This is a genomic window from Pedobacter chitinilyticus, from assembly GCF_003313385.1.
Classification (GTDB): Bacteria; Bacteroidota; Bacteroidia; order Sphingobacteriales; family Sphingobacteriaceae; genus Pedobacter; species Pedobacter chitinilyticus.
Genome location: NZ_QMHN01000001.1, coordinates 465,992 through 479,880, shown reverse-complemented (window position 1 = coordinate 479,880; position 13,889 = coordinate 465,992). Strand labels below are relative to the sequence as shown.

Sequence of the window (13,889 nt, the reverse complement as noted above, 5' to 3'; positions counted from 1 at the left end):
AACCTCCTAAAATGATGCCTGTAAACCAAATACAATTGTTCGAGGTAACGGATAGGCCGAATAATCGAAGCCTGGGGTTAAGATGGTATTCCGTACCGAAACCTCAGGGTCCATGCCAGAATACTTAGTCCAAGTGGCCAGGTTTTGTCCTGATGCAGTAACCTGCAACTTGCTCAAACCAATTTTTGTCGACCATTTTGCTGGAATAAGATAAGCTAAAGCCACTGTTTTTAACCTGAGGTAGGAACCGTCTTCAATAGTGCGTGAAGAATAAGCACCCAATGGTCCTGAGCCGCCCGCCCTAAACATGGTGTTGCTTGGATTGGTTGGTGTCCACCTGTTTTGGTAATCCGCAAATTGGTTTACATTGTTGCGGTTAATTTCATTACCTTCAAACACTACCCTATTGGCGTTAAAGATGTCGTTACCATAGCTCCATTGCAACAGCGTACTTAGGGTAAATGATTTGTATTGAAAAACATTAGAAAAACCTCCCGTATGTTTGGGCAAGGTTCTACCAATGACCACCATATCCTGGTCGTTAATAACCATATCACCATTCATGTCTTTGTATTTAACATCACCTGGCTGGATGCTTTCCCTATCCGTACCGTTATCTGTAATTCCAGTTTTTAGCTTGTAACTGCCATCAGCCATTTGGTTGAAATCGGCATATTGATATACACCATCAAAAGCGTAACCAAAGAACTGCGAAACTGGCTGACCCACCTTAGTCAAATACAAAGGAGTACCATTAAAAGTACTGGTCCACGATACGCGGCTTAAGAAAACTTCTTGGTTATCGGCCAATTCCAACACCTTATTTTTGTTAAAGGAGATGTTGAAGTTACTAGACCATGAAAAATTTGCATTCTTAATATTGATGGTAGATAAAGTAAACTCCCAGCCTTTGTTTTGTACCTTCCCAATGTTTCTAAACACTTTTGAATAACCCGTAGTGGTGGGAATATCTGCATTAAGCAATAGATCTTTAGTGTCTTTGTTGTAGTAATCTACCGTTAAGCTAATTCTATCTTTCAAAAACGAAATATCAGCTCCTAAATCTAATTGTGCAGTGGTTTCCCAAGTTAATGCAGGATTACCCAAATTGCTTAACCAACTGCCTAGTTGAGGCGTTTGATTTTGGAATGAATAGGCATTCGTCATCGGATAACCAATGGTAGATAGGTAAGAAAAATCGCCCACACGGTTATTTCCCGATAGACCATAACTTACCCTGAACTTGGCGTTGCTAATGGCTTTGATATTTTTAAGGAATGTCTCACGACTTGCCAACCAAGCAAAACTTGCCGCTGGAAAATATCCCCAACGATTTTCTGGTCTAAATTTAGAAGAACCATCGGCACGCATGCTGAACTCCAGCGTGTATTTAGATTTATAGTTATAATTGATTCTTCCCAAGCCTGAAAGCAAGGTGTTTCTTGATTCCATTGCCCCTACCTGATAAGGCGTACCTAAAGCTAAGCTTGGCATGCCCAAACTTTCGTCAGCAATACGGCGAGTGGCAAAACCATAAGCAGAGGTTTTTACTTCCTGCATGGTAAAACCGATGATAGCATTGACGCGATGCACTTTGTTAAACTGCTTGGTGTAGTTCAGGGTATTTTCATTGGTCCAACTAAATCTTGAAGGGAAATCAATGGCGCCATTAATCCCTCTGGCAGTGTTGCCATAAATATTGATGTTACCTCTGGAAGTTTTGCTATTATAAAACTCATCAACCCTCGAATTTCTATTACTGATACCTCCAGAAATTTTAAAATCCAATCCCTCTATGATATTGAAATTAACAAAGGCATTGGCATTAAGATTATGGATTTTGTTACTGTTGTACTCGTTATTGGCCGACATTACTGGGTTTATCCTCGAATCGGTAGACAGCTGAATAGTGGGGTCCAATAGGTCATCTTCCAAGTTTTCATCCACATTCCCTGTAACTGGCCTGTACCCCCAAGTACCAAAAAGCAAATAACTGGTGGCTTGCGCACCGTTGCTATCAGCGTTGGAAGCCGCTACTCTTTGTCCATAAGCTTCCTGACTACTATAATCGGCCCTTAGCCTAAAAGTTACCCTTTTTGAAAAGCTCTGATCTAAAGCTAAACGACCTTGATAACGTTTAAAGCCTGTATTGATAATCATTCCTTGTTGGTCAAGAATGGCCGCCGAAATCATGTATTTGGATTGCTTAGTTCCTCCAGTTACACTGATGTTGTGTTGCTGATAGGCACCCGTTCTAAATACCGCTTCTTGCCAGTCAATTCCTTTGATGTCTTTGTAGCTGTCCAAAGTACGTCCATTAATGAGATAGGTACTGGTTGCTCGTGTTGGATTAAATTCCAGTTGATATTTCACAAATTCATAAGGGTTCATCAACTCCATGCGCTTGTCAGAATTTTGCACCCCATAATTAAGCTGATAACTGAACGAAGGCTTCCCTTCTTGTCCTCTTTTGGTTTCGATAACAATTACCCCATTAGCACCTCTAGCACCATAAACAGCCGTAGAAGCCGCATCTTTTAAAATCGTAATGGATGCGATATCGTCTGGATTAAGAGAGCTTAGCGAGGGGTCTTCAACTGGAAAACCATCAATCACATATAAAGGAGCATTGCTTTGGGTAAGGGAGTTACCGCCTCTAATCACTACGTTCATTTCATCACCAGGCTGGCCATCGCTGGCAGATATTTGTAGACCTGCGATTCGTCCCTGCAAGGCCTGTTCAAAGGAAGTTACGGGAGCTTTTTTCATCTCTTCGATATCTACCTTAGCTACCGAACCTGCTATTTCGTCTCGCTTAGCGGTACCATATCCAATAATAATCACATCTTCCAATTGAGTGGCTATTGATTTTAGGGCGATGGTACTTCCGGTGATTTTTTTTACGGCAATGCCCTGACGCTGGTAGCCAATATGGGAAATGATCAGGGTATCTGTTTCCGATAAGGTAATGCTGAACATTCCTTGTTCATTGGTTAAGACTGATTTCTTTTTGTCTAACGCGGAGCCAATAACCACCCCACCTAAAGGGTCGTTTTGGTCGGCATCTATAACTTTAAGGTTGATTGTTTTTAATGTTTGCTGCGCTTTTACAGAAGTAAAAAAACAGCTCAACAATAGAAGCAAAAGACCTATTGGTGCTAATTTTTGCTGCATATTTTTAATGATAAATGTAATTTATAGGCACGTAGATTTTTAGTTCACCTTAAAAAGATGAAAAACAAATCGACACTTTTCTTTTTCCTTATCTGATGATTTTGGCCGTTTGGTTAATACTGGCGGATTTGAGGTTGACCATATAAAGCTTACCCTTTACCAACGCAACATTATCTATCTCTAACTGGTTAGTGCCTTTGTTCAAGAGCAGCTGTCTCTCCATAATTTTATTTCCGCTGATGTCTACAATGGAAACATTTGCCTTTTCGTTTAAAACTGCGCCCACTTGGATAGAAATACCTGTGGCACTAGGCGTTACCATAAATATAGAAGGCACCAAATTCAATTTTATGGCTATGGCATCGTAAAGTTTGCTCATTCCATCTTCATCAAATTGCTTAAGGGCATAATAGCTAGTTCCATTTAAGGGTTGCTTATCTTCGAAGCTATAGTATTGTCTATTTTGGGTAGTACCATTTCCTGCTTTTGTACCGATCACGTTAAAAGTTGCTCCATCTGCCGAGCGCAGGATTTCAAAGTGCGAATTACGCTGTTCTGACGACGTTTGCCAATTCAATTGCACAGCATTGGCTTGTGGTTTTGCCGTAAAAGAAGTAAGCTCAACGGGAAGTGTGGTAGACAAGGATCCTTCGAAAGAAAGCACCAATGCATTATCTGAAGCCGAAGAATTTCTTCCTAATCCAAATCTTCTGGTTCCAGTTGTAGCACCCCAGCCCAGTAACCTAAATGTAACCGTAGAAGTTGAAGGTACATTTTGCAAAGCCGTTACGGCAGATACGTCAATGGTAGTTTGCATCAAGCCTAAATTATCGGTACCAGTGTAGGTTACATCTGAGGGTCCCACATTCACAAAAGCACCACCATCGATACTATAGGCCCATCTGAAAGTATTTGGCCCGTTTGCCGAACGATATAATTGGTAGTTAATTTTAGTCACATTCATAGTCCCAGTTGTTGCATTCAAGGCAACCAGATAGAAGTCGCCATTATTGACAGCATCAGCAGCCAAATTTCCTGTCGTACTGGTTGAGGTTACGTTGGAAAAATAGGCAAAGTTGACATCGCTTGAGGTCAGCCCACTACCTCTTGACAGTACGGGGGTTTGAATATTTGGGTCCTGAGAAGTGGCGTTAAGATTTCCAGGGATCGAATTGTTGCCCGTAGTATAGGCTTTTAAATTCCAGCCAGCAATCACTTGCGCTTTTAGGGTATGGGCCATAAGCATAGCCAATACCACTAGGGTAAGGTAAATTCTTTTCATACGTTTTGGTTTATTTGGTTTATTTAGCACTAAAATGAATAAAAAGATTTATACACTTTAGCGCTTATATTTTATTTCACAAATTTTGTTTGCCAAATTTCTCCCGATTGCGTTCTTACTTTCAAAATATACATTCCTCTGTTTAAGCTAACAGGAGCCACAATTTCATTGAGCCCACTATTCAAATTAAACTGACCCTGATAAAGTGTATTCCCAGAAATATTGTACACCAATACATTTGCCTTACCTGCTTTTTCAATATTTAATAATGCTTTTACTTCTTGCTGATTGGCAGTTTGCAATACGGCTAACGACGTAGTAGAAAAATCAAACTTTACATATTGAACTGTTCCAATTTGTCTGCTTTTACCGTCTGCATCTGTTTGGCTCAATTGATAGTAGTTGGCTCCGGCTAAAGGATTGTGGTCGGTAAAGCTGTAAGATTTGGCTTCAGTAACAGTTCCATTTCCGTTGATTTTACCAATGCTTATAAATTTTTGATTCTCTCCCGCTCTTAGGATTTCAAAGTAGCTATTATCTTCTTCGGAGGCTGTAGTCCAGTTTAAACGTACTGCGTTACTTTGTTTAGTCGCTTTAAAGGAAGTGAGTGTTACTGGAAGTACGGTTTCTTGTACGCTGCCTTCTAAAAATAATGAGTTGCCAGAAGCGTTGCTGGTAATTCTGCCAATGGCAAAACCACCTCCATCAGTGGCATCCCAGCCTAGCAACCTAAACGTAACGGTCGTCGATGGAAGTACATTTTGCAAAGCAGCAATGCCAGTAAGGTCAATTGGCGCTTGAACCTCTCCATCAGAAGTGGTTCCCAAATCAACTTCAGCACCTAAATCTATAAACGTAGCACCATTAGTGCTGTATTGCCATTGTATTTTTTTGGGTCCAGTGGTATTTCTTCTTACCTTGGAATTTAAAGTTGTTAGTGAGGCGGTATAATTAGCCTTAGGTTTAACGGTAAAAGCGTAAAAAGTGCTATTTGTAATGGCATCAGCCTTAGTTAGCGAAGAAGGGCTTACGGTAGAAAAATAAGAATTATTAAAGCTTCCTTCTGCTAATCCAGTTCCTCTAGTCAATGCCGAACTTTCCAATCCTGCTTGATTAATGCTTGGGCTTGCACCACCTGTTAATGTTCCTATTTGTCCACTGAAATCCCAAGCGAGCATGTCGTACAAGTTGTGAATTTCGATATCATCAAATTGAACCTTCACTGTAGCAATGGTTGCAGATGCCGATAACATGCTAAATCTAAAGTGCTTGATATCCGAGTTGCCATAGGCTGCAATATCATTGTAAACTTTGATATTACCTACCCATAAGTCCCAAGTATCGTCGGCCAATGTTTCTGTACTACCATCTGGTGCTACATATTTTTGAGCGCCGCCGCTATTGTTGGCAATAAAGGTAATGGCTTGTTGCCCACTAAAAGTAGCTGAAGATTGAGAGGTGGTCGTATTTGCTTGGTTGCTCACAACGTTCACTTTAAAATCTGTACCACTCATACTGATTCCAAATTTACTGTGCGTATCTACCTGACTTGGTAACGTAGCATCATTAATAAAATTGGCCCCAAACATAAAAGTAGCTTGGTTCAGGTTATAATCGCCAACGGCATCAATACATTGAAATTTAAAGCTGGCCTTAATTAGTTTAGGATTTGGCACAAAGTCCAGATTTCGGACAAAATGCGTGGTGGAATTCGCTGTTTTATTAAATTGTAATTTGCCATCTACAATGCTAGACTTCGAATTGCCATAATTGCTAATGAACGTGAACATCTTTTTGGTTGGATTTGACGACGTAGCAAAAGCCGATGCATCAATGGCGTTAGCAGTAGCATCACCAAAATTTTGTGAAAAGATTTGGGCCTGTGCAGTGAAACTTACGAAAGCCAAAAAAATAAGATTAAGTAGATCTTTCTTCATACGTGTTTATTTAGTTTGTTTGGTTTATTTTATTTTTTAACGATAGTGCCTTCAAGAACCAGCGCATTACTGCCCTTAGCATCTGATTTTCCGAAGCCAAAAGCAATGGCTTTTCCTTGGTTAGTTAAACCGCCCCAAGCGTATAGGCGTAGAATAATGGGCTTATTTACATTTTGAAGATCTCTAATGGTAGAGAGGTCGATAGGCGCTTGTGCAACTCCGTTGTTATTGGTAGAAGTGATGTCAACATCTTCACCTATCTTGATAAAGTTTTTGCCATCTAAGCTATAGGTCCAACGGTAAAGATGTGCCGACTGTTCCTGTCTTCTTAAGGTCGCTTTTAGACTGCTTAATGATACTTGATGTCCTTTTTTTGGTTTTATTTCAAACTGGAAATAGGATTCTGATTTTTGTGCATCATTAAAGTTTTCATCAACACCAAAGTTGCCACTAAAGCCTCTGCTATTACCTTGCTTAGGAAGTACTCCTTTACCTCTAGTGAGCAATGAGGTTTCTAAAAATTCGTGCGTAGTGGTAGCAGTAATACTAGGCTCAACACCTTTTGTAGGTTCGGGTAAGGCAAATTGCCATGCTAAAATTTGTGCTTGCGCTAGTGTTCCAACAAACAATAAAGCTGTCAGCAATAAAATTTTCTTAACAAAAAGAGACTTACAGCAAGTAGCCGCCAGAGAGGGTTTCTTTTTCATACAGTATCGGGGGTTATATTCAGTTTATTAAAGTTACTGAGCTGTGATACTGCTATTTTGCCTGTTATTTGCTAATGTTTATAGGATATTGCCATTTACAAGTCGTCTGTTTTGCATTGGCTATTTTAGGACGTTAAAATTCTTCAAAATGGAGGAGTAAGAAATGAAATAATAAACCACCTAAGACACCTTAGTTCGCCTAAGCAGTTCCGAAAAACTAAAATGTACAAACGTTAAAAAATTAAAACATTAAGAAATAATAAACCATCTTAGACACCTTAGCTCATCTAAGTATTTCCAAAGACTAAAATGTTTTTAGATGTGTAAGGTGGTTAAAAATATCAAGTTCTTAAATGAAAAACTCACCAGCTCAAATCTTTCCTATCATAAAACATAAATACCCCAGTTTCTATGCCCACCACTAAATTCATAGGGTTATTACCTGGACCTATTGCCGCTACACAGCCTCCTATTTCATGTCCGCCGAGGGAAATATTCTGACCTTTAAACTTCAGCACTTTCGGAAATTCATAATTTGGTTTTACATCAGTACCTACATTTTTTAGGAAAAGAATGGTTGACCCTCGTTTTGGCTTCATATTGACAGGAAGCCCAGTTAAGGTATCGGGAATTGACTGTTTGCCATAAGTACCTACCAAAAGATCCTTCACGCCATCTCCATCCCAATCTACAATTTCAAACTTTGCACGACCAACCGTACCACCACCCAACCTGTTTCCTCTAATATTTTTATCACCCATTTTTAGTTTACCACCGTCTTCCAAATTGTATTTATCCAATTGCCAATAAAGGTGAAATTCATCCTCTTTATCTAAAGTAATGTAAGCCATTCTGCCTCCTAGTTTTGCAGCCCCTGGCCTGGTACGCCAAGTGCCGTACATATCCATTCCATCGAGGTATAGTGTATGTTCACGGTCTAATTTTGGAGCAGTTTTAGTACCAATATTGAGGTAAACCATAAATTTACCACGACTATCTCCAGTTAAAATATCCAATAAACCATCACCATCCCAGTCAATCACATTTGGCGAGGTGTAGCCCCATCTGGCTTCGCCTGGTCCCTGAATATCTTCGCGGTAACCTGGTTGAACATGGATTACTTTACCATCAGCCACCAAAGGTTCTGGGTCGCCATAAATGGGATGTTGATTGCTACCCGTGTTTTTATAAAAGAATAAAAAACCCATGGAATTTCCCGCTACAATATCCAACTTACCGTCGCCATCCCAATCAGCTACCGATGGTTGTACCAAAGAACCGCCATATACCTTAGGATTTTGTTGCAGTACATGCACAGGTTCGCTCATGACTAAATTGCCATTTTTATCTATTTTATTGGTGTTTTTATAGTAGTACAAACCACCTTCTCCAACGGTAATTAAACCTTGATTTTGTTCACTATCGAAAAAATAGGCTGGTGAAGAATGAACCCCTGGATTACGCAATAAAATACCTTCCTGATTGACAGCATGCTTGCGTTTAGAGAGCGTACCTGCATTTTCATCGAGCTTATAAAACAAGATATTCCCTAAACGGGTTCCCGAAAGGATATAGCTATCTTTTGCATTGGTAAACTTCACAAAACCGTCAATGGTAAATATGGCTTGGTCAAGTTCCGTTAACTGCTTAATGTTTACCGTTGGTGTTTCCAAGCCATCGGCTATGCCACCAAATATGCCCATTTTACGAAGTTCATAAGGCCAAAAACCCTCCGCATTGTAGGTAATCATTTTTGGAAAATCTTTTCCATTACTAAATACTCCATCCTGTCCAACTGAAAATAAAAACTGTAGTCTACCATCTTTCAGCGGTACAATCCCAAAATTAGAATAGCCTCTTGGTTGTCCTTTAATGTTGATGCGCTTTAGCTCCGAGAAGCTATAGTTACTTTTGTTAAACTCGGCATAACGTAAAGATTGGCCAAATGCCCATACCCCGTAAATCTTTCCAGTTTTATCTTGTACAATGAGTCCTCGGTTGTCACCCTTGTCTTCAAAAGGTACAGTAATTTTAATCGGTTCCGCAAAAATAGGCGTGCCCTCAGGCGATAGTGCTTTATAGGCATACAGATAAGTCCCCCTTCCATGGCCATCGGTTCCTTGAAGAAATAAGTCTTTTGCTTCCTTACTTTTTACCGCAGCAAAGCCCATATTATGACCATTATAAAATGGCACCGAAAGTCGGCCATAACCGCTAGCATTACCATTTTTAATAGGCTGACCGCTCACCAAAGCAGGTGCCATTAACTGTGCCTTTGCAAAATTTAAGGACAAGCATAAAGCAACTCCCAACGCCAATTTTGTTTTCATCATGATCGTTTTCATAAAAAAGCTCCTACTTTACTCAGCAGGAGCCCAAACCAAAAATAATAATCCATTACAGACCATTTTCGTTTACGCCAACACGCTATCGAGGTTCACTCGTTCCTTTAAGTTGGTGTAGTCTTCAAAAAGTTGGTCAACTTTAGCTTTCACTTCGGCATTGAACTCTCCTATTCCAGTTCTGCGTGTGAAAGTTGAGATTTGTAAACCTCTTTTTTGAAGATAATATTTTGCTACCGTTGGATACACGTCATGCATCACATCCATTTGGTCAATAAAAAACTGTTGTACTAGGGCAACTTCAGTTTGCAAGTTATTGCTGTTGTAATGGTTGCATAACCATACTAGCAACTCAGGAAAATAATTGCCCTGTATGCATGATAATCCTGCTGAACCTGCTTTTAGAGAATCCACCGCGTGTACCATATAGGCATCATAAAGTCCAAAATTTGCCGCATCCTTGGTTAAAGCAAGTTTCTCCTTAATTTGTTCGATATCTAAACAGGTGTCTTTATGGTAAGTTACCCTTCCAGTAGCTACCAAATGGCCTAATTGTTTTGGCGTAATTACTCTTTTATATGGTACTGGACATTCGTAAAAGCCCATTGGTACATTTTCTGTTTGCTGCAAAAGGCTGTGCACATTGGCTTCAAACACTTCGTCGCTATCTTTTTCTTCGGCCAATAATCCAGTAATACCAATCACGGCATCTACTTTAGTATCGTAAATACGTTTTACAAAATCAGCTTGCTTGGCAATTTCTCCTCCAAAAGTCCCAGTGGCTACTACAGGCACTTTCCCATCAGCCAATTTCACTACATGTTTTACGGTAGCAATTCGTTCCTCTTCAGAAAGCTCAAACATCTCGCTAGATAGGCAATTGGCGAATAGTCCAGCTGCTCCTGCCTCGAGATAAAGCTCCGTTAACTTGGTCAATCCGTCAAAATCTACTGCACCATTGTCCTTAAAGGGCGTAAGCATTACTGGGATAAATCCTTTTTTCGTGTTCATGTTATCTTCTTAAAGTCTTCTTAATTCAAAATCGATTAAATGCTATGCTTCTATAGCTGCCTGCTTGTTGCCTTTTAGCTTGGTAATAATTATCCCTGCCAAGAAAATGGTCAAGGTGCCCACCACGATAATCATATTTTTATGGAATGGACTTCTTAAAAACTCGTACTGTTCAGGAATGAAGTTGGAGAATGTCATCCAAAGGATTACGGCAATACCAATTAAGGTAGCGGTAAAGGCTTCGGTATTTTTGGCTTTTCGGCTAATCATTCCCAAGAGGAACAAGCCTAACATACCACCTGCAAAGATACCCGAAAGCTCCCACCAAATGTCCAACAAGCTCTTTACGCCAATCATAGCCAAACCTGTACCCATGCCCATAAGTCCAAATATGACGGTGGTAATATGTAAGGTGCGCAAGTTCTGTTTGTCTGTTAAATCTGGTTTGAAATAACGTTTAAAGATGTCGACCGTGAATACCGTTGCCGAAGCATTCATGCCCGAACTGATGGTACTCATGGCCGCAGAAAGAATGGCCGATACAATAAGACCAACCAAGCCTACTGGGATTTTATTCACCATAAAGTGTGGCATTACTTTATCACCATAATCTGCTGGTTTTAAAGAGGCTGCCATTTCGCTAATTTGAGCTTGCGTAGCGGAAGAAGGTAAACGTTCTGCTGCTACTTGGCTTTTGATAAAGTCTGTAAATTCAGGATGTACCTGATAATAAGCATACAAGCAAACACCTATGATAAAAAATAACAATGAAGCAGGTACGTACAACCAAACACACAACCAAACTGATTTGGTGGCTTCCTTTTCGGTGCTTGCCGTATGATAACGTTGTACATAGTTTTGGTCCATCCCAAAGTTGTTAAGGTTGATGAAAAACCCGTAGAAAAGCACTACCCAAAAGGTGGATTCGGTGAGGTTTGGCGAAAAGCTTCCCAAACTGAATTTATTGTCGGTGGTACCGATATCAATGATTTTAGAAATTCCCCCAGGCATATCATCCACAATAAGATAGATGATTAACAATGCTCCTAAGGTTTTGATAACGCCCTGTACTACCTCTGTCCAAATTACCGCTTCCATCCCGCCCATTACAGTGTAAATGATGATGCTAATGCCCATTACGATCATTACGGTTGACATACTATAGCCCGTTAAGGCCTGTAAGCTTAATGCTATTCCAAAAAAGATAGAGCCCATACGTGCCAATTGCGTTAACAAAAAGCAGATTACGGCATAAGTTCTGGCCCAAGGTCCAAATCTGTGCTCTAAATGTGAATAGGCTGATATGCCGCCCACACTACGATAAAATGGCACAAAGTATTTTGAGGCTATCCAAGCTGCAAATGGCATGGATATACTGAATACAAAAGCATTCCAATTGCCTCCAAAAGCTTTACCTGGAACTCCCAAAAAAGTATTGCTACTTAAAAAGGTTGCGTAAATAGATAAGCCTATTGCCCACCCTGGTATTTTGCCCGAAGCTTTGGTAAACTGCTCGGCACTTTTGTTCTTTCGTGCAAAATATACACCTACCAATACCATTGCCAGTAAATACAGCAGGATAATAGATATATCTAAAATGGGAAGGTTCTTCATGAATGTTTTATATTTGGTTAGGTTTATTAATGTGCCCGATAACCTATCAAGCGAAAGCAAACTTAAACGATTTCGTGCTAGCTTATTTATAAAATCTTCACAAGCTTATGTACGATATTGCCATCATAATTAAGAAATCCTATTAATTAGGCAAAAAGCACGCTATCATCTTAAAATATCCCCCTTTTAAACAACCTTCTATCCTCGTAATTAAAGGGCTTTAAAAAATTTAAAAAATAAATACTACTAATTTAGTAGACTTTATTATATTTGCATCAATGTTCATACAATTTATATTTGGTTGAAAAAATGGCAGCTCGGATGAGTTGCCGTTTTTCTTTACAAAAAAAGCCATCCTGTTAGGGATAGCTTTCATTTTATAACCAATGTATTGATATAATAGGATGTTTAAAGTACCAAAGCTTCCATCAATTGATTTAAAGTAACCTCTGGGTCTACACAAAAGCCTGGATGCACTTTTGAGCATTGCACTACTGTGCTTCTGGTTGCGGTTAACCATCTGAAACGACTGGCTAAATCCAACATTCCAATGGGTCCAGCAGCCTTGCCCCCATTGCTAATATTAACAAATGCGTTTAAATTATCTTCAAGGATACCCATTTCTAATTCGCAATTCAATGCTTTTAGTCTTGTAGCCTCTATATGAAATGCAGCCTTTAAATATTTGAGCTTAGCACAGTAGAGAATAATTCCAACATTGATAAACTCCTCGCGTTCTACCCTAGGCACAACCCGAATAACGGCATACTCAAATAAGTGTCTGTCTTGCATTTTCGGCTTCGTTTACAAAAACTGAAGAATTCTCAATTCGGGTATTTAAAAAATAGGCATAGGCATTTCGTTGCGCTTCTGCACTTTCAAATTGGCGTTCGTCTAGCCATTCATCTGGTATCAATGCTAAAATATCAGCGATTAGCTGTGGGGTCAATATTGCTTTCAATTCTGCATCAACAGCAGCAATTTCGGTGGCTTGTGGCAATAATACATGGTCCTTTACCAGCACAAAGGGGCGTTTTGCCTGCTCTTCCCAATTTTGCCACGAGTGGTGGAAATATAGCGATGCGCCGTGGTCAATCAACCAAAGTTCCTTATGCCAATACAACATGTTAGTATTACGGGCAGTTCTGTCCATGTTGGTTAACAAACAATCCATCCACACTATTTTGGAGGCCAAAACTGGGTCTATTTTAGTAATGGTAGAATCATAGGTAATGGCCCCTGATAAATAATGCAGCGCCAAATTTAAACCTACACTCGCTTTTAACAGGTCTTGTATTTCTTCGTCGGGTTCGGTACGACCAAAAGCTTCATCTAAATTGGCAAAAACCAATTCGGGCATTCTAAGTCCCAAAGCTCTTGCAATTTCTCCCCCAATAATTTCAGAGATTAATGCTTTATGCCCCTGTCCAGCGCCCCTAAATTTGAGCACATATAAAAAACCATCGTCTGCTTCGGCAATGGCAGGCATTGAGCCTCCCTCCCTCAACGGGGTTACATAACGGATTACGTTTACCGTTCTAAGTTCCAGTCCTTTGTTTTCTGTTGTATTTACCATACTTAGCTCAAAGGTATTTAAAGATCGCGTAACCGAAAAATTTTAATAGCAACGTCGGTTTTTGTTTACCATTCATTAGTTGTATTATTGATTCATACTCATTGGAGATAATAGTAAACTCTTCTTTGCGTAACTCTTCCTTTTCTTAGCGGCAACATATCTTAACGCAAAGGGTTAATAAGTTATCGCGAAGCACACAAAGAGCTAAACACAAAAAATCCTCGTAAAAAATTAAATTTTGCCGAA

At 39.8% G+C, this 13,889-nt stretch carries 9 protein-coding genes; all 9 read right to left on the bottom strand.

The window, feature by feature from the left end; genetic code table 11:
• Positions 1 to 6 precede the first annotated feature (6 nt).
• The 9 genes from DUT70_RS02015 to DUT70_RS01975 all read right to left on the bottom strand — a co-directional run bounded on the left by DUT70_RS02015 (position 7) and on the right by DUT70_RS01975 (position 13,643).
• Positions 7 to 3,174 (bottom strand): SusC/RagA family TonB-linked outer membrane protein, encoded by a 3,168-nt coding sequence (locus DUT70_RS02015; RefSeq protein WP_240431997.1) that lies wholly within the window; start codon positions 3,172 to 3,174, stop codon positions 7 to 9.
• An 88-nt stretch (positions 3,175 to 3,262) separates the two neighbouring features.
• Positions 3,263 to 4,456: a T9SS type A sorting domain-containing protein gene (locus tag DUT70_RS02010; RefSeq protein ID WP_113645631.1), complete on the bottom strand. Its 1,194-nt coding sequence runs from the start codon at positions 4,454 to 4,456 to the stop codon at positions 3,263 to 3,265.
• A gap of 71 nt (positions 4,457 to 4,527) precedes the next feature.
• Positions 4,528 to 6,393 (bottom strand): T9SS type A sorting domain-containing protein, encoded by a 1,866-nt coding sequence (locus DUT70_RS02005; protein WP_113645630.1) that lies wholly within the window; start codon positions 6,391 to 6,393, stop codon positions 4,528 to 4,530.
• Between the two features lie 29 nt (positions 6,394 to 6,422).
• A complete protein-coding gene (locus DUT70_RS02000) occupies positions 6,423 to 7,100 on the bottom strand; it encodes a hypothetical protein (RefSeq protein ID WP_113645629.1) in 678 nt (225 codons plus the stop codon).
• Positions 7,101 to 7,462: 362 nt separating this feature from the next.
• The gene (locus DUT70_RS01995) at positions 7,463 to 9,433 is read right to left on the bottom strand and encodes an FG-GAP repeat domain-containing protein (RefSeq protein WP_240431996.1); all 1,971 of its coding nucleotides are present in this window, start codon (positions 9,431 to 9,433) and stop codon (positions 7,463 to 7,465) included.
• A gap of 81 nt (positions 9,434 to 9,514) precedes the next feature.
• Positions 9,515 to 10,453 (bottom strand): dihydrodipicolinate synthase family protein, encoded by a 939-nt coding sequence (locus DUT70_RS01990; RefSeq protein WP_113645627.1) that lies wholly within the window; start codon positions 10,451 to 10,453, stop codon positions 9,515 to 9,517.
• A 42-nt stretch (positions 10,454 to 10,495) separates the two neighbouring features.
• Positions 10,496 to 12,067 carry a sodium:solute symporter gene (locus tag DUT70_RS01985; protein WP_113645626.1) on the bottom strand — a complete coding sequence of 524 codons (1,572 nt, stop codon included), beginning with the start codon at positions 12,065 to 12,067 and terminating at the stop codon, positions 10,496 to 10,498.
• Positions 12,068 to 12,475: 408 nt separating this feature from the next.
• Complete coding sequence (locus tag DUT70_RS01980; RefSeq protein WP_113645625.1) at positions 12,476 to 12,859, bottom strand: DUF3037 domain-containing protein; 384 nt, start codon at positions 12,857 to 12,859, stop codon at positions 12,476 to 12,478.
• Complete coding sequence (locus DUT70_RS01975) at positions 12,837 to 13,643, bottom strand: HipA family kinase (RefSeq protein ID WP_113645624.1); 807 nt, start codon at positions 13,641 to 13,643, stop codon at positions 12,837 to 12,839. Before DUT70_RS01975 ends, DUT70_RS01980 begins: the two co-directional genes overlap by 23 nt.
• Positions 13,644 to 13,889 lie beyond the last annotated feature (246 nt).